Consider the following 23235-nt stretch of genomic DNA (forward strand, 5'->3'; position numbering starts at 1 on the left):
GCCGTTTTTTATTTGGGGATGGATCGAGGAAAGGGAGCGATCTCCACCTGTCGCTTTTCGAGTGCGATAATAAACGGCGGGTCGTTGCGCCGATTGAGAAATTCGTATTTTAGCACATGGACGTGTTGCTGGTCGAGCGAACGCACATAATCAAGCAGCGCGTCGCGCTCGATTTTTCCTTCCGGGTGGCCGTGGTAAACGACAAGAACAATGACACCGCCCGGCTTCATGACGGAAAGAAGCTGTTCGACCGCCTGAATCGTCGATTCCGGTTTGGTGACAATTTGTTTATCGCCGCCCGGCAAATAGCCGAGGTTGAACACGGCGCCGGCAATGCGGCCATGAACATCACGGGGAAGCGCTGTGAGCAGCTCGCTATGGCTTTGTTGGAATAACGTGACCCGGCCGTGCAGCCCGCGTTCAGCAAGGCGGGCCGCCGTCGCCCCGATTGCTTCCGGCTGGATGTCAAAGCCGAACACATGCCCGCGATCGCCGACGCGTTCGGCAAGGTAGACGGTGTCATGGCCGTTGCCGACCGTCGCATCGATGGCAAGACTGCCTTCGGTGACCGCGCCAGCAAGCAAAAAGCGGGCAAACGGCAAAATGTTCATCAATGTCATCGGGCCGCCACCCCTTGTTTGTATCGTTTTCCTTGATAGCTGTTGCGCCGCTCAAGCTCAGCGTCAATGGCGTTTAACACTACCCATTTATTGGCGCTCCACATCGGCCCGATGAGCAAGTCGATCGGCCCGTCGCCGGTGATGCGATGCACGACCATCTCCGGCGGCAGCACTTCAAGCTGGTCGCATACAAGGCGGACGTATTCGTCAAACGACAAAAACGTAACGAGCCCTTTTTCGTATTGTTTCACCATCGGTGTTCCTTTTAATAAATGAAGCAAATGGATTTTGATGCCTTGCACATCCATGGCGGCGACCGTTTTGGCCGTTTCCATCATCATGTCATACGTCTCCAGCGGCAGGCCGTTAATGAGATGAACACAGACGCGGATGCGGTGCCGGCGCAATTTTAGGACGCCATCGACAAAACAGTGGAAATCATGCGCCCGGTTGATCAGTTGCGCCGTCCGCTCATGGATCGTTTGCAAACCGAGCTCGACCCATAAATACGTCCGTTCGTTCAATTCGGCCAAATAATCGACGACTTCATCCGGCAGGCAGTCAGGGCGCGTGGCGATCGACAGACCGACGACGCCGTCAAGGCTGAGCACGGTTTCGTATTTTTCGCGCAGCACCTCGACCGGGGCGTGCGTGTTCGTGAACGCTTGAAAGTACGCCAAATATTTGCCGTCTTTCCACTTTTGGTGCATTTTCTCCCGGATCGTATGAAATTGGGTCACTAAATCATCGGCCCGATTGCCGGCAAAATCGCCTGACCCGGCGGCGCTGCAAAACGTACAGCCGCCGTATGCCACCGTCCCGTCGCGGTTTGGACAGTCAAAGCCGCCATCGAGCGCGACTTTAAACACTTTATGCCCGAACGTCTGGCGCAAATGGTAATTCCACGTATGATACCGTTTATGGTCATTTGTATACGGAAACGGGTTTGCGTGCATGAATACCGCTCTCCTTGCTTTGAAAAATGCCGTCATCCTTGCATTGTACCATGGATGGCGGCAAAAAGCGATCGCTGCCAATCATTGACGTGATACGGATGACGACAGCGGCGCATAGTAAACATGAGCGAACATCATGAAAAGGGGTGAACGCATGGCGACAAGACAATCGGTCGAAGAGTTTTTGCAGCGGTGTGAAGATGTGATCCGCTTTGCGAAAGAACAATATACCGAAGCGCAAAAGCAAGAGCATTACAACATCACCGAATATACGAACGCCCAGCAAATGCTCGAGCAAACGGTCAACGACTTGGCGCACTTGGCGTTAAGCTGCAACGCCCAACAGCGTGAGCAGCTGCACCGGATGCGGCTTCAGCTTGAGCAGCTGCAAAATGAAATGATCTTGCTTGACCGCTAAAGGCAGCGGCAAGTGAAAGCACCGGCCATTCACACCCGCCACAAGGAAGGCAAAGAACGACGGGGAAACAGAAGTGAGGAGGGACACGACATGAAGCGACGTCTGAAACAAACGAACCCGGAACAAAAAACGCGCAACGGCCGAAACAATAACGATCTTGAACTGGGCCAAGATTTCGATCCGGTCAAACTGGCGAAAAAGCAGTACGAACAAACGGGCGGCCAGCCGATCCGCTCCAAGCAGCGCAATGGGTGAGGCATGTTAAACAACGAGGGGGCATCACGCCGCCCTCGTTGTTTATTATGACGTTTTTGATTGCTTTTTTCTCCTTTCCCCCCTACAATTAGTTTGGGAACCGAAAGAAATGAAGCAAAGGATGATGACCGATGCCCCGTGCGCTTTGGTGGCTGCTTGTCGGTATGGCGCTTAATGTGACAGGGGGGTCGTTTTTATGGCCGCTCAATACGATTTATTTGCACGAACAGCTTGGCCGGCCGCTCGCGGTGGCGGGCGCGGTGCTGATGCTCAACTCCGGCGGCAGCGTCGTCGGCAGCTTAGTCGGCGGTGTGTTGTTTGACCGGATCGGCGGGTTTCGCTCCCTCCTTGCCGGGGCCTGCTTGACGATGGCGGCCTCGGCCGGCTTGAGCGTTTGGTACGGCTGGCCGCATTATGCGGTGTTTTTGGCGCTGCTTGGCATCGGCAGCGGCATCGTTTTTCCGGTGGCATCGGCGTATGCAGGGGCGATTTGGCCGGAAGGGGGACGGCGGGCGTTCAACGCCTTGTATGTGGCGCAAAATGTCGGGGTCGCCGTCGGTTCGGCGCTCGGGGGGGTTGTCGCCTCCTATTCCTTTTCGTTCGTGTTTTTCGCCAATCTGTTGCTCTATGCCGCGTTTTTGGTGATCGTCACGGCCGGATTGCGGCGCATCCCGCTTTTGCCCCCGCCGAGAACAAAACGATCCACAGAAGTGGAAAAACCGCCATCCCGCGCCGTCGGGTGGGCGCTCGCTCTCCTTTGCGGCGGCTATGGGTTGTGCTGGATCAGCTATGTGCAATGGTCGACGACGATCGCCGTTTATACGCGGGAGCTTCATTTGCCGGTCCAGCAATACAGCTTGCTTTGGACGATCAATGGCGCGTTGATCGTTTTGGCGCAGCCGGTGCTGTCGCGGGTGATCCGCCGCTTCATGCCGGGGATGAAGCGGCAAATGGTGATCGGGTTTGCCATTTTCGCCGTTTCGTTTGCCATGCTGTTTGGTGCCGATTCGTTCGGTGAGTTTGTCGCCTCTATGGTTGTCCTCACCATCGCCGAGATGATCGTCTGGCCGGCGATTCCGGCGGTCGTGAGCGGGCTGGCGCCGCAAGGAAAGGCTGGATTTTACCAAGGAATCGTCAACGGCACGGCTACGGCCGGACGGATGATCGGACCGGTCATCGGCGGATGGGCTGCTGACGCCTTGGGCATGAAGCCGCTCATTGGGCTGCTCGTCGCGTTTGCGTTGTTGGCGGTCGCCGCGGCGCTGTTGTACGACCGCTGGCTGCCGAAGCCGGCAGAGAAGACCGGGAAAAAAACAGCGGCGACGATATAGGTTTCGACTTGCAATCGATCGACAAATTTTTTAAAATAATAATTAAATTTGTCATTTCGAACGCAAAGGAACGTGTGAATAAAGCGAATAACGGTGAAGAGGAGCAGTAGCGGGCCTGGCGGACGGCAGAGAGTTGACGGCTGGTGCGAGTCAACCGAAGCGGGCTCGCGAACTCGCCTCGGAGTTGCCGGCGCGAACAGCGCTGCTTACTAACGCCGGCCGTGAATCTGCGTTAAGGAACAAAGCGGGTGCGCCATAGGCGCGCCAAAAAGGGTGGTACCGCGGGAAGTGTGCCTCTCGTCCCTTTTCATGGGGATGGGGGGTTTTTTTATACATATTTCCGTCAATGATGCAAATGCAGAAACCGATAGGAGGAGTATGACGATGAGTTTCAACCATCGCGAAATCGAGAAAAAATGGCAAAATTATTGGGAAGAGCAGAAGACGTTCCGCACCCCGGATGAAAGCGACAAACCGAAGTTTTACGTGTTGGATATGTTTCCGTATCCGTCCGGCGCCGGCTTGCACGTCGGCCATCCGGAAGGGTATACGGCGACCGACATTTTGGCGCGCATGAAGCGGATGCAAGGGTACAACGTCCTTCACCCGATGGGCTGGGACGCGTTCGGGCTGCCGGCGGAGCAATATGCGCTTGATACCGGCAACGACCCGGCTGAGTTTACGCAAAAAAACATCGACAATTTCCGCCGGCAAATTAAGTCGCTCGGCTTTTCCTACGACTGGGATCGGGAAATTAACACGACCGACCCGAACTATTACAAATGGACGCAATGGATTTTCTTGAAGCTGTACGAAAAAGGGCTTGCCTATATGGACGAGGTGCCGGTCAACTGGTGTCCGGCGCTCGGCACGGTGCTGGCAAACGAGGAAGTCATCAACGGCCGGAGCGAACGCGGCGGACATCCGGTCATCCGCAAGCCGATGCGGCAATGGATGTTGAAAATTACCGCCTACGCTGATCGGTTGCTCGAAGATTTAGAGGAGCTCGACTGGCCAGAAAGCATCAAGGAGATGCAGCGCAACTGGATCGGCCGCTCGGAAGGGGCGGAAATCGAGTTTGCTGTCGACGGTCATGACGAGTCGTTTACAGTGTTTACGACGCGGCCAGATACGCTGTTTGGCGCGACGTACACGGTGTTGGCGCCGGAGCATCCGCTCGTTGAGAAAATTACAACGCCGGAGCAAAAACAAGCCGTTGACGCCTACTTGAAAGAAGTGCAAAGCAAAAGCGATCTCGAGCGCACCGATTTGGCGAAAGAAAAGACGGGCGTATTCACCGGTGCGTACGCCATCCATCCAGTGACCGGCGCTCGGCTTCCGATTTGGATCGCTGACTACGTGTTGATGGGCTACGGCACTGGGGCGATCATGGCCGTCCCGGCGCACGATGAGCGCGACTACGAGTTTGCGAAAACTTTCGATTTGCCGATCAAAGAAGTCGTGGCCGGCGGGAATGTCGAAAACGAGCCGTACACCGGCGACGGGGAGCACATCAACTCCGAGTTTTTGAACGGCTTGAACAAACAAGAAGCGATCGACAAAATGATCGCTTGGCTTGAAGAGCACGGCAAAGGGCGGAAAAAAGTGTCGTACCGGCTGCGCGACTGGCTGTTCAGCCGTCAGCGCTACTGGGGCGAGCCGATTCCGGTCATCCATTGGGAAGACGGAACGATGACGACCGTGCCGGAGGAAGAATTGCCGCTTGTCTTGCCGACAACGGATGAAATCCGTCCGTCGGGAACGGGCGAATCGCCGCTTGCCAACATCGAAGAATGGGTCAATGTCGTCGACCCGAAAACGGGCAAAAAAGGGCGGCGCGAAACGAACACAATGCCGCAATGGGCGGGAAGCTGCTGGTATTATTTGCGCTACATCGACCCGCATAACGACAAACAGCTCGCCGATCCGGAAAAATTGAAACAATGGCTGCCGGTTGACGTCTACATCGGCGGGGCGGAGCATGCGGTGTTGCACTTGCTGTACGCCCGCTTCTGGCATAAAGTGCTGTACGACCTTGGGATCGTGCCGACGAAAGAGCCGTTCCAAAAGCTGTTTAACCAAGGGATGATCTTAGGCGAAAACAACGAAAAAATGAGCAAATCAAAAGGCAACGTCGTCAATCCGGACGATATCGTCGAAAGCCATGGCGCCGATACGCTCCGGCTGTACGAAATGTTCATGGGGCCGCTTGAAGCGTCGATCGCCTGGTCGACGAAAGGGCTTGATGGAGCGCGCCGGTTCTTGGATCGCGTCTGGCGCCTGTTTGTCACCGAAAATGGCGAACTGAACCCGAACATCGTCGACGAGCCGGCGAACGACACGCTCGAGCGCGTCTATCATCAAACGGTGAAAAAAGTGACGGAAGACTACGAAGCCTTGCGCTTCAACACCGCCATCTCACAGCTGATGGTGTTCATTAACGAAGCGTATAAAGCCGAGCAGATGAAAAAAGAATATATGGAAGGGTTCGTCAAGCTTTTATCGCCGGTTTGCCCGCATATCGGCGAAGAGCTCTGGCAAAGGCTCGGCCACACGGGCACGATCGCTTATGAATCGTGGCCGGCGTATGACGAAGCGAAACTGGTCGAAGACGTCGTGGAAATCGTCGTTCAAATCAATGGCAAAGTGCGGGCGAAGCTCAACGTGCCGGCTGACTTAGCGAAAGAGGCGCTCGAAGAACGGGCGCTTGCCGATGAAAAAATCAAAGAGCAGCTTCAGGGCAAAACGGTGCGCAAAGTGATCGCCGTCCCCGGCAAGCTCGTCAATATCGTTGCCAACTAACGAGATAGGTGGGGCGGCGGGTTCGCTGCCGCCCCCTCATACGGATGAAAGGAGCGAACTTGGATGGAAGAAATCAAAGAGATCACCCCGGCCGAGGTGAAGGAAAAGCTTGAACGCGGTGAAAAGCTGAACATTGTCGATGTGCGCGAAGACGAGGAAGTCGCCTTCGGCATGATTCCGGGCGCCAAACATATCAAAATGGGCGACATCCCGAACCGATTGGATGAACTGGACAAAAACGAAGAATACATTTTCGTCTGCCGCTCCGGGCGGCGGAGCGAAAACGTCTGCCATTACTTGCAGGAGCTCGGCTACCGCGTCCGCAACATGACCGGCGGCATGCTCGAGTGGGAAGGGGAAACGGTGCCGAAGCAATAACTGTCCCGCCTTCACCCGGTTATGATGACTGTCCGCCTTCCACCCTTGTGAGGAAAAAGGAAGCCTCAGGTGCGTATATTCACCGAAAGAACAACGGCATGGCCGGCAACAGCGGCCATGCCGCTTTTTTTGTTGTTTAGTGCTAAAGGGTGATGGAAGGAGCAGTCAGAAAAAGATATAATTTTCAGTAAAATAAGACCGAAGGGGTCGATTATCGTTGAAACTAGGCGACCGTTTGAAGTTTGCCCGGCTGATGAAAGGAATGACGCAAGAAGAAACGGCGGAAGGCATTATTTCTGTCTCCTATTTGTCGAAAATTGAAAACAATCAAGTCATTCCGGGGGGAGAAGTGCTTGAATTGTTGTTTCGCCGGCTGGGCATTCATTGGGGCGAAAGCGGGAACACATACTCATGGTTTGAATCGGTGATGGCATGGTATAAGGCGATGACGGACAAAGACGTGCCGGCCGCTAAGGAAAAGTATGAAACCGTCAAAAAACAATGCAGCGAATCCGGCGATGCTGAGGCAACGGTGTATTTTCAGCTGATGCGCATTCGGTATTTGCTGCTGCTGCGCGATAGCAAAGGGGCCGAAGCGGCGGCGCGGAGCGTGCAGGATTGGTATGAAGTGCTTGACGAGTCGATGCGCTATTATTATTGGAAATTTTTTGGACTCCTCTATTATTGCCAGGAAAAATATGATGACGCTTTGCAATGTTATCAAAAAGCGGAAGGGTTATTGGGAGCGGAGAGGCGTCCGAATTGGGAAGAGGCTGATTTGGCTTATTTGTTAGCGCTCTCATACAGCCGGTTATGGAAAGTGTTCCAATGCATCCGCTACACGGAGCGGGCATTGGCGCTCAGTCAGGCGGAATATGAATTGCGCCGCGGGGCGGAATGCCACGTGTTGCTGGCGATTTGCTACCGCCGCTGCGGCGAAATCGACAAAGCGATCGACTGCTGCCTGCTGGCGCAAAAGGCGGCACGGCTTGCTGACGATCGATTGCTCATCGGCATTGTCGAGCATAACCTCGGCCACTTGAAGGCGATGAAAAAGCAGTACCGCGAGGCGGTGCAGCATTATGAGCACAGCCTTGTATATAAGGCGGACGCCCCGCTTGCCGATCGGCTCATTACCTTGTTGGCGCTTGTGCGCGAGCATTACGCCGCACAAAACTATCGCAAGGCGCTTTCGACCGCCGAGGAAGGGTGGCAGCTGCTCGGGCAAACCGACAGCGGCATGGCTGACCACTATGAATATTATTTGCATTTTTCCGTTTATCGGCTGCTGCTCGCTGGAGAGGGGGAGGAGCTCGAACGGCTGCTGAAGCATGAGGCGATTCCTTATTTTCAAAAGCGGAAAGAATACGAAGATGCCGCTCAATATGCCGAATATTTGGCTGATTATTATGCCCGCGGCCGCCAATACAAGCAAGCGTCCCACTATTACCGATTAAGCTGTGAGCTGTTGCGAAAACGAACCGGCGCCTGAAAGGAGGTGAAGGGTGTGAAAAAGCGAATGGTTCTTGTCGTCGCTCTCGCTGTCCTCGGCCTCGCATCCGCATTCGCCCACGGGGCCGGGGTGAAAGAAGCGGCGAAAGACGAGCATCCGCCGCCGACCGTGATCGCTCTTTAACCGCTGTTCGACGGAAGTAGGGCGGATCGAAAACGCGGGGGCGTTTTCGAATCAGCGACGCGTTCATTCCATTAGACATAGGCAAAACGATGTGAATGAAGAAAAATGAAAAGCGCACCATGCAGTAAACCCACCCCTCCTTGTCCCATTTTCCCAATACCGAAAACGCCACTATTCTATTAAAATTCATAATATGAAGTATAGTATGAATATTGAGAGAGGGGTAGAGGGGAAATGAAAAAACGGGCCATGCTAGGGGTGATTGGGCTGGCGCTCGGTTTGATGGCCGCGCCAGCGGGCGCCGCGCCGAAAAACGAATCGGTTGTATGGAATGAACAATGGAAGACGCCTTCATTTGTTTCCGGAACGCTGGCCAAAGATCACGAATTGGATCCACAAACATTGGTGTACCGCTATATCGATGAGAAAGCGGCCATGTTCCGCCTCGGCGGCCGCGCGGCGGAACGGCTCGCTCTGATTAGCAAGGAGACGGATGATCTCGGCCACACGATCATGCGGTTTGAACAGCGCCATCAAGGCATTCCGGTGTACGGCGCCATAGTGGTGGCGCACGTCAAAGACGGCGAACTGACAGCGCTCTCCGGCGCCCTTATCCCGGACTTGGAGAAGCAGCTGTGGAAAAAAGGGAAAACGATCTCGGTGCGGGAAGCGGAAACGATCGCTGAACAGGACGTCGTCGATGCAATCACGAAAGAGCGGCCGGTGAAAGAGGAAGGGGACCCGGCGCGGCTCGTTATCTATGCGAACGGCGATAGAGCCCGCCTCGCCTATGAAGTGAACGTTCGCTTTTTAGATCCGGTTCCGGGCAATTGGATGTATATTATCGACGCCGCCGACGGTGCGGTGCTAAATAAATGGAACGAGCTCGACGAAGCGAAGCCGGGCGGCGGGCAAGCTGTTGCGGGCACGTCGACGGTCGGGGTCGGGCGCGGCGTATTGGGTGACCAGAAATCGATCAATACGACGTATTCTTCGTCTTACGGCTATTACTATTTGCAAGATAATACGCGCGGCAAAGGGATTTTTACGTATGACGGGCGTAACCGCACCGTGCTGCCTGGCAGCTTGTGGGCCGATGCCGACAACCAGTTTTTCGCCAGTTACGATGCTCCCGCTGTGGACGCCCACTATTACGCCGGGGTGACGTATGACTACTACAAAAACGTCCACAACCGGCTCAGCTACGATGGCAACAACGCCGCCATTCGTTCGACGGTTCATTATGGGCGCGGCTACAATAACGCGTTTTGGAACGGATCACAAATGGTGTACGGCGATGGAGATGGACAAACGTTTTTGCCGTTTTCCGGCGGCATTGATGTCGTCGCTCATGAGTTGACCCACGCGGTGACCGATTACACGGCCGACTTAGTGTATCAAAACGAATCCGGCGCCATCAACGAGGCGATGTCTGACATTTTCGGCACGCTCGTGGAGTTTTATTCCAACCGCAGCCCAGACTGGGAGATCGGCGAAGACATTTACACGCCTGGGATCACCGGCGATGCGCTTCGCTCGATGTCCGATCCGGCGAAATACGGCGACCCGGATCATTATTCCAAGCGGTACACCGGCACGCAAGATAACGGCGGCGTCCATACGAACAGCGGCATCATCAATAAGGCGGCGTATTTGCTCAGTCAAGGCGGAACCCACTACGACGTGAGTGTCACTGGCATCGGGCGCGACAAAATGGGGAAAATTTTCTATCGGGCGCTCATCTACTATTTGACGCCGACGTCAACCTTCAGCCAGCTGCGCGCCGCCTGCATTCAGGCCGCCGCTGACTTGTACGGCTCGACAAGCCAAGAAGTGAACTCAGTGAAACAGGCGTTCAATGCGGTTGGGGTCTATTGAGGCGGCCGGCTGCACCGCATGATTCATCCCAAAAACGCTGTTTCGCTTTCGAAAGAGACACGGCCTCAAGGAAGTGTTCGGCGCGCGTGTCATCGTGAGAAGAAGGGGTGTCCCGTTTCAATATGGGACACCTTCGTTTTTGTTTTTTTCAGGCAGGACTTTCCCTCCCCTTGTGGAAAAAGAAAAGAAAACAGGAGGAGCGGCATGTATAAAGTCAAAGTTTTCGATAAGGAACATGAAAAAGATTTAGAGGCGGCTGTCAACGATTTTTTAGCTCGCCTGAAAGACGGGCAGCTGATTGATGTCAAATACAGCGTGGCGGCGATGGAGTCAGAAGGCGAGCAAATTTACTGCTTTTCCGCCATGGTCATTTACCGCACTTAACGGACCGCAGCCGCCCGCAACGTTGCAACGCATGAACGATCATTTGCCGCGCTGCCCCGGCGGCAGGCAGCTGAAAAAGGGGTCGGGGTTGTTGGCGCGGCCAGTTGGCTGTCAAGCTTCGCCCGTTCACCGGGTTGGCGCGCGGTCCGTCAACGGTCGCCCGCGCCGGCGGTTCGATTCCCCCCTTTGGCCGCCAACGCATAGCGGGCGGCGTTCATGCCGGCGAGCCGCCCGGTCACCAAGGCGGCGGTGATGTTGTAGCCGCCCGTGTAGCCGTGGATGTCCAAAATTTCGCCGCAAAAATAGAGCCCGTCCATGCATTTGGACGCCATCGTTTTTGGCTCAATTTCTTTCACAGACACCCCGCCCCCAGTCACGAACGCTTTGTCGATGGACAACGTGCCATGGACGTGAAACGTAAACTGTTTGCAGCAGCGGACGAACGCCCGCAATGCCTCATGGCTTACCGTGCCGGCGGCCGCTTGCGGGTCGATGCCGCTTCGCTCAAGCAAAAAGGCGGCGTACCGCTCCGGCAGCACCGTTTTGGCGATGGTTTTCACCGCTTTTTTCGGCTCCTCTTTGCATAATTTGGCCAAGCGTCGAAACCATTCTTCTTGCGTGACGTCCGGCAGCGCATCGATGCTCATGGCGACGGCGCCGTCGGCGGCGTTTTTCAGCGCTTTCACAACAAACTGGCTGCAGCGGAGAGCGGCCGGGCCGGAGATGCCGAAATGGGTAAACAGCATGTCCATCCGGTGGGTGATGATCGGTTTGCCGTTCGGCTTTAAGACGCTGAGCGCCACATCGCGCAGCGACAGCCCTTGCAGCGTCCGGTTTTGGATGAACGGCTCGTTCGATACGATCGGCACTTCGGTCGGAAACAGCTCAGTCACCGTATGGCCGGCTTTTTCCGCCCAAGGATAACCGTCGCCCGTCGAGCCGGTTTGCGGCACCGATTTGCCGCCGACCGCAACAACGACGGCGTTGGCGGCGATCGTCTCCCCGCTGTTCAGCTTGACGCCGACTGCTTTTCCTTGTTCATACAACACGTCGTCAACCGGCGTCTCAAGCCGGATATCGACCTTAAGCCGGCCGAGTTCGTTCACGAGCGCCTTGACGACCGATTGAGCGCTGTCGCTTTTTGGAAACATGCGGCCGTGGTCTTCTTCCTTCAGCGGCACGCCAAGCCGTTCAAAAAAGCGAATGATGTCTTCGTTGTTAAATACGGAAAAGGCGCTGTATAAAAAGCGGCCGTTGCCGGGAATGTGGCGGACGATTTCATCGATCGGCAGCCGATTTGTGACATTGCAGCGCCCGCCGCCCGAAATGGCGAGCTTGCGCCCGAGCTTTGTCCCTTTTTCCAACAGCAGCACCCTCGCTCCTTGTTCCCCTGCAGCGATCGCCGCCATGAGTCCGGACGGGCCGCCGCCGATGACGATGACGTCATACCCCATATGCATTCCACCCTTTCGTTGTCCGCAAATAGACAATGTTTTTCGTTCCGTTGCCAACTATGATAAAATAGGAATGTTGCCATTTTCAACGTCCACGGTTAGGGAAGGGATCGTATGTCAACATCGAAACTGCTGCGCGGCACATTTATTTTAACCGCTGGCGTGATGATTTCCCGCCTTCTCGGCTTGTTTTACGTCATTCCGTTTTACCACCTGGTCGGCGAGCGCGGCGGGGCGCTGTATGGATACGGCTATGTGCCGTACCAAATTTTTTTAAGTTTGGCGACGGCTGGGCTGCCGGTCGCCGTATCGAAATTTGTGTCAAAATACAATGCCCTTGAGGAATACCGCGTCGGCTATACGCTCTTTCGCTCCGGCCTTGTGCTCATGTTGGCGAGCGGCGTCGCCTCATGGCTCATTTTGTACGGGCTGGCGCCCGTTTTGGCCCCGCATGTCATCGATGCGGAAACAAACGTCAACTCGGTTGATGACGTCGTTGCCGTCATTCGCGCCGTCAGTTTTGCGCTCATCATCGTGCCGATGATGAGCTTGATCCGCGGCTTTTTCCAAGGGCATGAGTCGATGGGGCCGACAGCGCTGTCGCAAGTCGTCGAGCAAATCGTGCGCATTGCCTTTTTGCTTGGGGCTTGTTATGTCATTTTGCGCATTTGGGACGGCTCGATCGTCACCGCGGTGAGCGCAGCGACGTTTGCCGCGTTTGTCGGCGCCGTCGGCGGGCTGTTGGTGCTTGTTGTGTATTGGTGGAAGCGGCGTCCGCATTTGCGTTCTTTGCTTGAGCGCGACCGCGGCGAAGTGAGCGTGTCGCTCCCGGCGATGTATAAGGAGCTGCTCCTTTCTTCGATTCCGTTCGTCTTTGTCGGTTTGTCGATGTCGCTTTACCAGCTCATCGATCAGTTTACATTCAACCATGCGATGGCCGCCGCCGGATTGGGAAGCATATCGGAACACGCGTATTCGGTGTTCAATATGTGGGCGCAAAAGCTCGTCATCATCCCGGTGACGTTGGCGACTTCGTTCAGCTTGGCGCTCATTCCGACGATCACGAAAGCGCACGTCGAACAAAACCGGAAAGCGTTGCGGCAATATTTGAACCAGACGTTCCAAGTGCTCATGTTTTTAACGATGCCGGCGGTGATCGGCATGGCGGTGCTCGCCGGACCGATGTACAGCTCGTTTTACAGCTATGACCCGCTCGGCGAACAAGTGCTGCGCTGGTACGCTCCGGCAGCGATTTTGTACGCGTTATTTTCCGTGACAGCTGCCATCATGCAGGGCATTAACCAGCAGCGGTTTACCGTGGTCAGTTTAGCCGCCGGCTTGCTTGTGAAACTGTCGCTGAACACGCTGCTCATTATGGAATGGGCGACGGTTGGCGCCATCGTCGCGACGATGGCCGGGTATTTCGTCTCGGTGGCGTTCAACCTATGGGTGATTCAACGGTACACCCGTTACCGCTACCGCTTTGTCCTCCGCCGGACGGTGTTTATGGCCATTTTGACGGCGTTGATGTCATTGGCCGTGATGGCGGTTTCGGCGTTGGTCGGGCGGTGGGTCGATTATCGCGATGGCACGGCGGAGTCGGTGTTTGTTGCCGCGATTGGCGCAGCGGCCGGCGCGGCGGTGTACTTGTTTCTCAGCATTCGCTCCGGGCTGTTTTCCGCGCTATTTGGCGACCGGTTTGCTTTTTGGCGGCGCAAGAAAGAGAAAAAGGCCGTGTCATAAGCCTTGCTGGTCGGCTTTTTGGTTTTGCCGCCGCCTCTTTGGCAGCTGCGGATTGGTTGCCGTAATGAGAAGAAGGCGGTCTTGCCGCCCGCCTTCTTTCTTTCCGATCGGTTTACGAGAGGCCGAGCCGGCGCTCGATGCGGTCGAGGCGGCTGTCCACCCGGTCGAGCCGCCGGTCGAGCCGTTCGACAGCCCGCTCGAGCCGTTCGATGCGGCGCGCCCAGTTGGCAAACTGCCCGCCGGGATACCCGGGCCAGAATTGGCCGGCTGGCGGCTGTTGACGGTAATCGTCAAACGTCGGGACATAATAGTAATACTCGTTCATCGGCATATCCCCTTTCTGCATGATTCCCTCATAGTGTATGGTGAAGAGGCAAAAGCGGACTAGATAAACGCCCAAATATGAGGAAGATTTTAGGAGGGAGTTTCGTGGAACTGCGCATTGACAAGCTCCTCGCCCATATGGGCTACGGGACGAGGAAGGAAGTGAAAAAGCTGCTGAAGTCCGGCGCGGTGAAAGTGGATGGCGCTGCTGTCCATGATGCGAAAACGAAAGTGCGGCCGGACGAACAGGCGGTAACCGTTTGGGGAGAAACGGTCGAGTACAAGCCGTTCATTTATTTGATGATGAACAAGCCGCCAGGCGTCATCTCGGCGACGGAAGACGCCGTGGAAGAGACGGTCGTCGATTTGCTTGAAGAGGAAGACCGGCTGTTTGCTCCGTTTCCGGTCGGGCGGCTCGACAAAGATACGGAAGGGCTTCTGCTGCTGACGAACGACGGGCAGCTCGCCCATCAGCTGCTGGCGCCGAAAAAACATGTGCCGAAAACGTACTTTGCCGTCATTGACGGCGAGGTGACGGATGACGATGTGGCGGCGTTCCGGCGCGGCGTTGTGCTCGATGACGGCTATGAAACGAAGCCGGCCGAGCTCGTTGTGCTGAAATCCGGCCCGCGTTCCGATGTCGAAGTGACGATTACGGAAGGGAAATTTCATCAGGTGAAACGGATGTTTCAAGCGGTCGGCAAGCGGGTCGTTTATTTGAAGCGGGTGCAAATGGGGCCGCTTTCCCTCGATCCGGATTTGGCGGCCGGCGAATATCGGGAATTGACGGATGAAGAGGTGGAGAGGCTGAAGCAATATCGGGCGGACGAAAAAAAAGGAACCTGAGGAGGTTCCTTTTTTATGGAAAAGTAAGGGATGTTCGTTCGTTAGGAAAAGACGTTCCGCATCCATCTCTCATCCCGTTTTGCCTTGTTGGCACCGGTTTTAAGAAGAGATACGCACTTTTTTGTTCGTGGTCGTCCATTTGCCCTTGCTCGGGCTGCGAACGAGATCGTTGTACATAAGCACGTTTAAGTCACGCTGGATCGTTCGTGGGGTGGTGCCGAACTCATCAACAAGTTCTTGGGTCGTAACCGTTCCTTTTTCGCTAATGTACATATACACGGATTTGATGCGAGTAAGCATCCGGTGTGTTGAAGGTTTCAAAAGACCACTCCCTATCTTAGCATCATTCGCATGGCACAACCGACAGCTTTTAGATGAGAGATGTCTTTATCTGTTTACTACCATTGTACACGAAATGGCTGGGAAAATGCTACCCGTTTGCCCTTATTCACGAAAAATTTAAACTTTTTGTAGCGAAAATGAAACGAAGTTGTGACAAACGAAAAACTTTGACTTCCCTTTTTCAATGTGATACGTTGGCAACAAAGAGCAAAAAGAAAGGAAGAATGACGTTGAACATCAACTGGATCGAGGAGGCGCGGAAGCGGAAAGACAAGTTCGTCCGCGATGTGCAAGCGCTTGTCCGCATTCCGAGCGTCCGCGATGACGGCGGGGCGCGGCCGGGGGCGCCGTTTGGGCCGAAGGTGGCGGAAGCGCTCGATTACATGTTAACTCGCGGTCAAGAAGAAGGATTTCGCATTAAAAACGTCGACGGCTATGCCGGGCATATCGAAATGGGAGAAGGAGAGCAGCTCGTCGGCGTGCTCGGCCATATTGACGTCGTGCCGGCTGGAGACGGGTGGTCCGTTGATCCGTTTGCGGCCGAAGTCAAGGATGGCCGCCTTTACGGGCGCGGAGCGATCGATGATAAAGGGCCGACTGTCGCCGCGTTTTACGCGATGAAAATCGTAAAAGAACTCGGGCTGCCGCTTGGCAAACGGGTGCGGCTCATCATCGGAGGCGATGAGGAAAGCGATTGGCGCTGTGTCGGCCATTATTTCAAGCGTGAAGACATGCCGGACGTCGGATTTGTTCCCGATGCCGATTTTCCGATTATTTACGCAGAAAAAGGGATTATTGATGCCGATTTGCGCTATCGCCCGACGGGAAGCGAAGAAACGGGGGAAATGACGCTCCGTTCATTTCAAGCCGGCCGCCGTTACAATATGGTGCCCGATGCGGCTGAAGCCGTCGTCGAGGGAGCCGGGCTCGAGGGATGGTCCAGCCGTTATGAGCGGTTTTGCCGGGAATGCGGATTAAACGGAAACATTCGCCATAGCGGTGAAACGGTGACGCTGACGCTAGAAGGGGTGTCCGCCCATGGCGCCGAGCCGGAGCGCGGCAAAAATGCCGGCGTCTACTTGGCGCAATTTTTAGCGGGCCTTCCGCTTGATGGGCGCAGCCAGCCGTTTGTCCGGTTTGTGGCATCCGCGTTTTTTGGCGACACGCGCGGCCAAAAACTCCACCTTGCGTATCGGGATGAGCCGAGCGGCGAGCTGACGGTGAATGTCGGCGTGTTGTCATACGATCGTGAGCAAGGCGGAACCATTGGGCTCAACATCCGCTATCCGGTGACGGCCGACGGCGAAACGATCCGCCAAACGTTGGCCGGCGTTGCCGCTCGGCGCGGCCTCACGCTCGGACGCTTCCATGATACGAAACCGCATTATGTCGATCCAAATCATGAATGGATTCGCACGCTTCAACGCGTCTATGAAGAACAAACCGGCGAGCCGGGCCGGCTGTTGGCCATCGGCGGCGGTACGTATGCCCGCGCGCTCAAAGCCGGGGTGGCGTTCGGCCCGTTGTTTCCGAGCCGGCCTGATGTCGCCCATCAGAAAGATGAATATGCCGAGATCGACGATTTAGTGAAGGCGGTCGCCATTTACGCGCAGGCGATCTACGAGCTGGCGAAATAAATCGCTCCTTGGAAGGTTGATGAAAAGCAACCAATTTGCTCGATTGGTGAGAAATCAAAAAGAATGAAGCCGATTTCTTCATTTGAGAAACAATGGCGGATCGCAACCATTCCTTCTTTTTAGGAACGGCTGAACAATGAACATGGGGCTGCCCCGCGGGACAGCAGTGCTTTGACGAGGAAAGGGGAGAACGGGATGGAGGCGGCTTTAAAACGGGAGGCAGCGGCGCGAAAAACGGTGTTTCCCCTCTTTTATTTTCTGATCTTTTTTGCCTTTGGCGCCTTGTTTCCGCTTTTGTCGGTCTATTTGCAGGAAGAGGCGCGCCTGCCGGGGACGGCCATCGGCTGGATTATGTCGCTCACCCCGATCGTGACGATGGCCGCTCAGCCGCTTTGGGGCATGGCGACCGACTATACGCGCAAACCGGTCGGGATGTTACTAATAACGCTTGTTTTGGCGGCGTTGTTCGGGCTTATGTATTCATTCGCCGGCAGCTATGAAGCGTTTGTGGCGTTGACGGTGCTCCTTTCGGTCGTACAGAGCGCCATCGTTCCGCTTTCGGACAGCCTCGCCCTTCGCCATGTGCACGAACAGGGCGGAAACTACGGGGCGATTCGGCTGTGGGGGTCGCTCGGCTTTGCTGTGGCGGTGTTGGTCGTCGGTTGGCTGTCCGAACATACCGCGTTTGCGGCCATTTTTTATACGTTTTCAGTTGCGCTGTTAGTCGCGGGTGTGCTGGCTGCCCGCCTGCCGCGCTATCAGGCGGCGGTGCCGGCGGGGCGGTTGACGCGGCGCGACATCGGCGGGCTGCTTTCGATTCGCCCGTTTCGGCTGTTGTTGACGGCGACGTTTTTATTGTTCGGCCCGATTTTGGCCAACAACTCGTATTTCGGGCTGTTGATTCATGAACTCGGCGGCACGCTGACCGGCATCGGCTTCGCGTTTTTGCTTGCAGCCGGAAGCGAGGCGCCGTTTATGAAAGCGGCGGACCGGCTCATCCGCCGCTTCGGCATGGCGCGCTTGCTCATTTTGGCTGCGCTGCTGTCGGCGGCCCGCTGGCTTTCATACGCTGTCGATCCACCGCTTTGGTTTGTCTATATGACAACGGTTGTGCAAGGGTGTTCCGTCGGATTGTCGATTCCAACCGCGCTCCACTATGCTCGCCGACTGGCGCCGGAGCGGGTGCAAGTGACGGCGGTGTCCCTCTACTCGGCGGTCAGCAACGGTCTTGGCGCTTGGTTTTGTACGCTGTTGGGCGGGTATTTGCTTGAGCGGTGGCAGATTGGCGCGGTGTATTGGTTTTTTGGCGCGTGCACGCTCGCCGGCGTATTCGTGCTGCTTTGGCTTGCTAAACTAGAACGAGACGATCAATCGGCAGGTGAGAAAGAATGAAACGAAGCCATTATTTTATTGCCGTCCCGCTGACAGCGGAGGCCAAACAAGCCATTCGCCGTTTTGCGGACGATACGGCATCATGGCTCCCGTTCCGTACGTGGGTGCATGAGCAAGACTACCATATTACGCTTGCGTTTTTAGGCGATGTGCCGCCGGAGAAAATGGACCCGCTATGCGAAGCGGTGGCGGCGGCCTCCGCCCGTTGCGCTCCGTTTTCCCTTCGGCTTGCCGGGCTCGGGACGTTCGGGGAGCGCACGGCGCCGCGCATTTTTTGGCAAGGGGTCGAAGCGGAGAAAGCGCTCGACGCGCTGCGGTGCGATGTGTATGAGGCGTGCCGAACGCTCGGTTTTTCCCTCGACCGGCGGCCGTTTGCTCCGCACATTACGATCGCCCGCAAATGGCAAGGCGCCGAGCCGTTTGAACCGGAAACGCTCGACTCGCTTCCGGCGGCTGCGGCGGTGTTTTCGGTGCCGGAAATTGTGTTGTACCGGACGAATATGGATCAGACGCCGAAATACGAAGTGATCGCCTCGTTCCCGCTGCTTGGTGCACCGGCAGAGGGCAACCGATAGCGGGTGAGGGTATGGGGCAGCTCGTGAAGCTGCGGGATTACATCTCCCGCTATGAAACGGATGTGTATTATTATGTACCGGAATTTATCCGGCTGAAACAATGGCAGTGGGAACAGGCGAAATCCCGGTGGGAAGCGGAGCGTAACGCCGGCATAAACGTCCAAACCGGGGCGGAAGAAACGTGGGATTTTTTGCTTGACAAGCCGTCGTGGTGGGAGCGGCTTGCAAAGAGGTGGCGCCGCGTCCCGGCGGAGGAGGAGGAAGAGCCGCCAGCTGAGGCGATGGCCAGCCGGGCGGCCACCGTTGAGGAGCTGAAGCGGCAATTTCTTGATGAATTGTTTCAGCTCCAGCTGAAATGGGCGAGTTCGACGATGACGCACGCTTCTCCGTTTGACGACGCGCTGTATGGCGATGAAACGTTGAAATATTTTTTGCAGCGGTTTCCGGATACCTATTTATGTTTTTACCGCCCAGTCGCTATGGCCGGCAAGGCGCTCGTCGAGCTCGAGACGATCATCCTTACGCCGGCGGCGGCTTGGTGCATCGCCTTTGTCGAGGGAAAGCCGGACAATGTGGTGATCGCCTCCACAGGCCGGTTTTGGACGGAGCGGGCTGGAACCGAAGAAACAAAGCGGGTGAATCCGGTCGTGTCATTGCGGCGGACAGAACAGGTCGTTTCCGATGTTTTTCAAAAACATCGAATCGATTGGCCGATCCATCTCGTGCTGTTAAACCGCTATGGCTATATTGACCACGGCCATCTTTTTCCATTTCTTCACTATATCGATAAACGAAATTATGAACAATGGTTTTCCCGCTTGCGCCGCTCGGCCCTCCCGCTTCGCCATCAGCAGCTGAAGGCGGCGGCGGCGCTGCTTGGCCGCTGCGCCAGTTTTTACAGCCGCCGCCTGGATGGGAATATTCACAGCGAAGAACGGCAACAATAAATGCATCTGTGCATCGATGGGGCGAATCGGCCGATTTTTTGGCACCGCCCTTTTTCTTTTGCGTATGATAGTAATAACGGGAGGCCAAAAAAGGGGGTGAGCCACTATGCTTCACATTCGCCGAACGTTTGTCGCCTATTTGGACGAGATGGATCAACTCACCGTGCTTGTGCCGAAGTCGCGTCGCCCTGACGAGATGGCGCCATTTACGATGGTGGCGCCAAGCGGGGAGGAATTTCCGCTTGCCGTGCAGCAGACCGAGGATTTAGGGGATACGGTAAAATATGTCTGTCGCTTTTCGTCTGCTTTCGCGTTTGGGTCGACGTACTGGGTTCGCGCCTGCTCAGGGGAGATGACCGATGTGCAAATCGGTGCTGTCGTGCGGACGCGGGCGTTCGATGATCAGTTTTTTTACGAAGGGAAGCTGGGAGTGGACTATGCAAAGGAACAAACGGTGTTCCGCGTCTGGGCTCCGACGGCCACCGCGGTCAACGTCAAGTTGATCGACCCGGATCGCAACGATGTCCGTTATGTGCCGCTTGAGCGCGGAGAGCGCGGCGTATGGTCAGCCGCCGTCCCCGGCGATTGGGAACGAACGTATTACACGTATGTGGCCTGCATTAACCGTGTCTGGCGCGAAGCGGTCGATCCGTATGCGACGGCTGTTTCCATCAACGGTGAGTATGGCGTTGTCATCGACTGGGAAAAGACGCAGCTCGCCCCGTCCGCTCATCCGCTGCCGCCGCTCGCATCGCCGACTGACGCCGTTATTTACGAGGTGAGCATCCGTGATTTTACGAGCCACCCGGACAGCGGTGCCGTCCATAAAGGGAAGTATCTCGGATTGGCTGAAGCGGACACAAGCGGGCCGAACGGGACGTCGACCGGGCTTTCCTATTTAAAAGAGCTAGGTGTCACCCATGTGCAGCTGATGCCGTTTACCGATTTTGCCGGGGTCGATGAACGAGATCCGCAAGCGGCGTATAACTGGGGATACAATCCACTTCATCTATATGCACCGGAAGGGAGTTATGCAACCGATCCAACCGATCCGTACGCACGTATTGTTGAATTAAAACAAATGATCCGCACGTTGCACGAAAACGGCTTGCGCGTTGTGATGGATGCGGTGTACAACCACGTCTACGACCGGGAGCAGTCATCGCTTGAGAAGCTCGTTCCCGGGTATTACTTCCGCTACGATGCCTACGGCCAACCGGCCAATGGCACCGGCGTCGGCAACGACATCGCCTCGGAGCGGCGGATGGTGCGCCGCTGGATCGTCGATTCGGTCACGTTTTGGGCGAAAGAGTACGGCATTGATGGATTTCGCTTCGATTTGATGGGCGTGCATGATATGGAGACGATGAAGGCGGTGCGTGACGCCCTTGATGCGGTCGATCCATCGATCCTCGTGTATGGGGAAGGATGGGACTTGCCGACACCGCTTGCGCCGGAGCAAAAAGCGACGATGGCCAACGCCGGGCAGCTGCCGCGCCTTGCCTATTTCAATGACCGGTTTCGCGATACGATGAAAGGAAGCACGTTCCACTTGCCTGAACGCGGCTTTGCCCTTGGCGAATCAGGCGGACGCGAACAGGCGAAAACGGCCATCGCCGGCAGTTTGCGGGCGCTAGGCGGGCTGTTTTGCCATCCGCTTCAATCGGTTAACTACGTCGAATGTCATGACAACCATACGTTTTGGGATAAAATGGAGGTCGCGAACGGCCACGAATCGGAAACGGTGAGACGCAAACGGCAAAAGCTTGCCACGGCGATCGTTCTCTTGGCGCAAGGCATTCCGTTTTTGCATAGCGGCCAGGAGTTTTACCGGACAAAAGGCGGAGACGGCAACAGCTATCAGGCGCCTGATGCGGTCAACCGGATCGATTGGGAGCGGAAAAGCCGCTATGAACACGACGTTCGCTATGTTCAAGGACTGATCGCTCTTCGCCGGGCGCACGGCGCGTTTCGCCTCGCGACAGAAGCGGAGGTGTTGCGCCATTTCGTGTTTTTTGAACCGACCCCGCCGTCTGTGATCGCCTATCGGCTGCGCGATGTCGCCGTCTATGGGCCGTGGGCGGAAATCATCGTCATTCATCATCACGAAGAAAAGCGAGAGACGATGCTTCTTCCGGATGAAGGAGAGTGGGACGTCGTCTGCGACGGGGAACGAAGCGGGACGATTCCGCTCCGGCGCGTGCGCCGTGCTCTTGACCTTGACGGCATCGGCACATGGGTGCTTGTCAGAGCAGAAGCGATCAATGCCTGCTGAACATGGGGGATGAGCGAAACCACCACGGTACAGCTTCTTCCCTTTTTGCTTTGACGCGCAGACTTTGGCAGTTTTAAGCAGTTGGCCTGGCAAGAAAAATGTTTGCATGCCGGGGCGGTATTTCAGTATAATACAAGTAAAACGGACGGAAGAAGGACGCGGCACGGCCGTCCTTTTTATTTGTGCGCAACAAGAAGCAAACGGACACGTTTTCTATTTTTTAAGTCGCAGGTGAACATGCTTTGGAACAGTTACTAGGTAAGGAGTGGGAGATCACTCCGGCTGGCGGTGCAACAGGGGATGCGTATTTTGCCGAATATGAGGGGAAGAAGCTGTTTCTGAAACGGAACTCTTCCCCGTTTCTCGCCGTATTGTCGGCCGAGGGGATCGTCCCGAAGCTCGTCTGGACGAAACGGCTCGAAAACGGCGATGTGTTTACGGCCCAGCAATGGCTGAACGGCCGGGAGCTGAAGCCGCATGAAATGGGAAGCGAACAGGTGGCGGCGTTGTTGCGAAAAATTCATGGCTCCAAAGAGCTGGTGACGATGCTTAAGCGGCTCGGCAAAACGCCGCTCCACCCCGGAAAGATGTTCGCTGCGCTCGCCGAGCGGCAGCGATGCCACCCGATCGGCGCTGCGGCCGTTCGTGAAGCGCTCGGCTGGCTTGGAGAGCGCGTGTCGTTATTGCCTGATGATCAATACGTCGTTTGCCACTGTGACATTAACCATAACAATTGGCTGCTTGCCGATGACGGAACGTTGTACTTAATCGATTGGGACGGAGCCGTCATTGCGGATCCGGCCATTGACATCGGCATGCTGCTTCATTTATACATTCCGCGGGCCGAGTGGGAAGCGTGGCTTCATCAGTATGGAGCCTCATGGACGGAGGGGCTTGCCCTCCGCCTGAAATGGTATGCGATCGCTCATACGCTGCATTCCTTGTTTTGGCCGAAAGGGAAGGACAGCCAAAAGGAAAGGGAACAGTCATTGCAATTATTGCAGTACATTATCGCGGAACAATAGGGGGACAAAGGCTGCTG

The 23235-nt window shown here is 55.8% G+C and carries 22 protein-coding genes and 1 other annotated feature; of the genes, 17 read left to right on the plus strand and 5 right to left on the minus strand.

The features are described 5' to 3' along the window. Window positions 1–8: 8 nt before the first annotated feature. Together IC803_RS02680 and IC803_RS02685 are read right to left on the minus strand one after the other, a co-directional pair. Window positions 9–620: a tRNA 5-(aminomethyl)-2-thiouridylate-methyltransferase MnmM gene (locus tag IC803_RS02680; protein ID WP_081208074.1), complete on the minus strand. Its 612-nt coding sequence runs from the start codon at window positions 618–620 to the stop codon at window positions 9–11. Next, entirely contained in the window at window positions 617–1576 is a 960-nt protein-coding gene (locus tag IC803_RS02685; protein ID WP_081208076.1) for a tRNA modification radical SAM protein MnmL/YtqA, read from the minus strand. The genes IC803_RS02680 and IC803_RS02685 overlap by 4 nt, the downstream gene beginning before the upstream one ends. 154 nt (window positions 1577–1730) lie before the next feature. Here IC803_RS02685 and IC803_RS02690 point away from each other — a divergent pair, with 154 nt between their 5' ends. From IC803_RS02690 to IC803_RS02725, 9 genes are all read left to right on the plus strand, one after another. After that, on the plus strand, window positions 1731–1994 hold the full coding sequence (locus IC803_RS02690; protein WP_081208078.1) for a YtzC family protein: 264 nt from the start codon (window positions 1731–1733) through the stop codon (window positions 1992–1994). Window positions 1995–2084: 90 nt separating this feature from the next. Continuing rightward, window positions 2085–2249 (plus strand): hypothetical protein, encoded by a 165-nt coding sequence (locus IC803_RS02695; protein WP_063164954.1) that lies wholly within the window; start codon window positions 2085–2087, stop codon window positions 2247–2249. A gap of 131 nt (window positions 2250–2380) precedes the next feature. Next, complete coding sequence (locus tag IC803_RS02700) at window positions 2381–3580, plus strand: MDR family MFS transporter (protein ID WP_081208080.1); 1200 nt, start codon at window positions 2381–2383, stop codon at window positions 3578–3580. Between the two features lie 84 nt (window positions 3581–3664). Further along, window positions 3665–3888, plus strand: a binding site (T-box leader). Between the two features lie 76 nt (window positions 3889–3964). Further along, window positions 3965–6382, plus strand: a complete 2418-nt coding sequence (gene leuS, locus IC803_RS02705) for a leucine--tRNA ligase (RefSeq protein WP_081208082.1) — start codon at window positions 3965–3967, stop codon at window positions 6380–6382. A 63-nt stretch (window positions 6383–6445) separates the two neighbouring features. Beyond that, complete coding sequence (locus IC803_RS02710; RefSeq protein ID WP_063164957.1) at window positions 6446–6760, plus strand: rhodanese-like domain-containing protein; 315 nt, start codon at window positions 6446–6448, stop codon at window positions 6758–6760. Window positions 6761–6977: 217 nt separating this feature from the next. Further along, complete coding sequence (locus tag IC803_RS02715) at window positions 6978–8252, plus strand: helix-turn-helix domain-containing protein (protein ID WP_081208084.1); 1275 nt, start codon at window positions 6978–6980, stop codon at window positions 8250–8252. Window positions 8253–8267: 15 nt separating this feature from the next. Next, window positions 8268–8396: a hypothetical protein gene (locus tag IC803_RS18325; RefSeq protein ID WP_255396840.1), complete on the plus strand. Its 129-nt coding sequence runs from the start codon at window positions 8268–8270 to the stop codon at window positions 8394–8396. Between the two features lie 234 nt (window positions 8397–8630). Beyond that, window positions 8631–10274: a M4 family metallopeptidase gene (locus IC803_RS02720; RefSeq protein WP_081208086.1), complete on the plus strand. Its 1644-nt coding sequence runs from the start codon at window positions 8631–8633 to the stop codon at window positions 10272–10274. 204 nt (window positions 10275–10478) lie between these two features. Beyond that, window positions 10479–10658 carry a sporulation protein Cse60 gene (locus IC803_RS02725; protein ID WP_008880941.1) on the plus strand — a complete coding sequence of 60 codons (180 nt, stop codon included), beginning with the start codon at window positions 10479–10481 and terminating at the stop codon, window positions 10656–10658. Window positions 10659–10807: 149 nt separating this feature from the next. Here the strand turns inward: IC803_RS02725 and IC803_RS02730 are convergent, their stop codons facing one another. Further along, window positions 10808–12112, minus strand: a complete 1305-nt coding sequence (locus IC803_RS02730) for a BaiN/RdsA family NAD(P)/FAD-dependent oxidoreductase (protein ID WP_081208088.1) — start codon at window positions 12110–12112, stop codon at window positions 10808–10810. 114 nt (window positions 12113–12226) lie between these two features. Here IC803_RS02730 and IC803_RS02735 point away from each other — a divergent pair, with 114 nt between their 5' ends. Continuing rightward, window positions 12227–13855 carry a putative polysaccharide biosynthesis protein gene (locus IC803_RS02735; protein WP_081208090.1) on the plus strand — a complete coding sequence of 543 codons (1629 nt, stop codon included), beginning with the start codon at window positions 12227–12229 and terminating at the stop codon, window positions 13853–13855. 112 nt (window positions 13856–13967) lie between these two features. Here IC803_RS02735 and IC803_RS02740 read toward each other — a convergent pair whose 3' ends face one another. After that, the gene (locus IC803_RS02740; protein ID WP_063164960.1) at window positions 13968–14180 is read right to left on the minus strand and encodes a hypothetical protein; all 213 of its coding nucleotides are present in this window, start codon (window positions 14178–14180) and stop codon (window positions 13968–13970) included. A gap of 104 nt (window positions 14181–14284) precedes the next feature. Between IC803_RS02740 and IC803_RS02745 the strand changes: the two genes are divergently transcribed. Next, window positions 14285–15025: a pseudouridine synthase gene (locus IC803_RS02745; protein WP_081208092.1), complete on the plus strand. Its 741-nt coding sequence runs from the start codon at window positions 14285–14287 to the stop codon at window positions 15023–15025. Window positions 15026–15124: 99 nt separating this feature from the next. Here IC803_RS02745 and IC803_RS02750 read toward each other — a convergent pair whose 3' ends face one another. Continuing rightward, window positions 15125–15346: a DeoR family transcriptional regulator gene (locus tag IC803_RS02750; protein WP_008880936.1), complete on the minus strand. Its 222-nt coding sequence runs from the start codon at window positions 15344–15346 to the stop codon at window positions 15125–15127. Between the two features lie 245 nt (window positions 15347–15591). On the opposite strand from IC803_RS02750, the gene pepV reads away from it, so the two are divergent. The 6 genes from pepV (at window position 15592) to IC803_RS02780 (ending at window position 23218) form a co-directional block, all read left to right on the plus strand. After that, a complete protein-coding gene (gene pepV / locus IC803_RS02755) occupies window positions 15592–17004 on the plus strand; it encodes a dipeptidase PepV (RefSeq protein WP_081208094.1) in 1413 nt (470 codons plus the stop codon). Window positions 17005–17199: 195 nt separating this feature from the next. Beyond that, a complete protein-coding gene (gene malA, locus IC803_RS02760) occupies window positions 17200–18396 on the plus strand; it encodes a maltose permease (protein ID WP_081208096.1) in 1197 nt (398 codons plus the stop codon). After that, the gene (thpR, locus tag IC803_RS02765; RefSeq protein WP_081208098.1) at window positions 18393–18971 is read left to right on the plus strand and encodes an RNA 2',3'-cyclic phosphodiesterase; all 579 of its coding nucleotides are present in this window, start codon (window positions 18393–18395) and stop codon (window positions 18969–18971) included. The genes malA and thpR overlap by 4 nt, the downstream gene beginning before the upstream one ends. Before the next feature lie 11 nt (window positions 18972–18982). After that, window positions 18983–19918 (plus strand): glucanohydrolase, encoded by a 936-nt coding sequence (locus IC803_RS02770; RefSeq protein ID WP_081208100.1) that lies wholly within the window; start codon window positions 18983–18985, stop codon window positions 19916–19918. A gap of 106 nt (window positions 19919–20024) precedes the next feature. Further along, window positions 20025–22193 carry a type I pullulanase gene (gene pulA, locus IC803_RS02775; protein ID WP_081208102.1) on the plus strand — a complete coding sequence of 723 codons (2169 nt, stop codon included), beginning with the start codon at window positions 20025–20027 and terminating at the stop codon, window positions 22191–22193. A gap of 242 nt (window positions 22194–22435) precedes the next feature. Beyond that, window positions 22436–23218, plus strand: a complete 783-nt coding sequence (locus tag IC803_RS02780) for a phosphotransferase family protein (protein ID WP_081208104.1) — start codon at window positions 22436–22438, stop codon at window positions 23216–23218. Window positions 23219–23235: the final 17 nt, after the last annotated feature.

Source organism: Geobacillus sp. 46C-IIa (assembly GCF_014679505.1).
Lineage (GTDB): Bacteria > Bacillota > Bacilli > Bacillales > Anoxybacillaceae > Geobacillus.

Bases quoted from the DNA above. Each gene is read 5' to 3' on its own strand.
- pepV (WP_081208094.1), top strand. From the start codon at position 15,592: ATGACGTTGAACATCAACTGGATCGAGGAGGCGCGGAAGCGGAAAGAC.
- IC803_RS02770 (WP_081208100.1), top strand. From the start codon at position 18,983: ATGGGGCAGCTCGTGAAGCTGCGGGATTACATCTCCCGCTATGAAACG.
- IC803_RS02740 (WP_063164960.1), bottom strand. From the start codon at position 14,180: ATGAACGAGTATTACTATTATGTCCCGACGTTTGACGATTACCGTCAA.
- IC803_RS02685 (WP_081208076.1), bottom strand. From the start codon at position 1,576: ATGCACGCAAACCCGTTTCCGTATACAAATGACCATAAACGGTATCAT.
- IC803_RS02690 (WP_081208078.1), top strand. From the start codon at position 1,731: ATGGCGACAAGACAATCGGTCGAAGAGTTTTTGCAGCGGTGTGAAGAT.
- IC803_RS02735 (WP_081208090.1), top strand. From the start codon at position 12,227: ATGTCAACATCGAAACTGCTGCGCGGCACATTTATTTTAACCGCTGGC.
- IC803_RS02730 (WP_081208088.1), bottom strand. From the start codon at position 12,112: ATGGGGTATGACGTCATCGTCATCGGCGGCGGCCCGTCCGGACTCATG.
- pulA (WP_081208102.1), top strand. From the start codon at position 20,025: ATGCTTCACATTCGCCGAACGTTTGTCGCCTATTTGGACGAGATGGAT.
- IC803_RS02695 (WP_063164954.1), top strand. From the start codon at position 2,085: ATGAAGCGACGTCTGAAACAAACGAACCCGGAACAAAAAACGCGCAAC.
- IC803_RS02725 (WP_008880941.1), top strand. From the start codon at position 10,479: ATGTATAAAGTCAAAGTTTTCGATAAGGAACATGAAAAAGATTTAGAG.
- leuS (WP_081208082.1), top strand. From the start codon at position 3,965: ATGAGTTTCAACCATCGCGAAATCGAGAAAAAATGGCAAAATTATTGG.
- malA (WP_081208096.1), top strand. From the start codon at position 17,200: ATGGAGGCGGCTTTAAAACGGGAGGCAGCGGCGCGAAAAACGGTGTTT.
- IC803_RS02700 (WP_081208080.1), top strand. From the start codon at position 2,381: ATGCCCCGTGCGCTTTGGTGGCTGCTTGTCGGTATGGCGCTTAATGTG.
- IC803_RS02710 (WP_063164957.1), top strand. From the start codon at position 6,446: ATGGAAGAAATCAAAGAGATCACCCCGGCCGAGGTGAAGGAAAAGCTT.
- thpR (WP_081208098.1), top strand. From the start codon at position 18,393: ATGAAACGAAGCCATTATTTTATTGCCGTCCCGCTGACAGCGGAGGCC.
- IC803_RS02680 (WP_081208074.1), bottom strand. From the start codon at position 620: ATGACATTGATGAACATTTTGCCGTTTGCCCGCTTTTTGCTTGCTGGC.
- IC803_RS02720 (WP_081208086.1), top strand. From the start codon at position 8,631: ATGAAAAAACGGGCCATGCTAGGGGTGATTGGGCTGGCGCTCGGTTTG.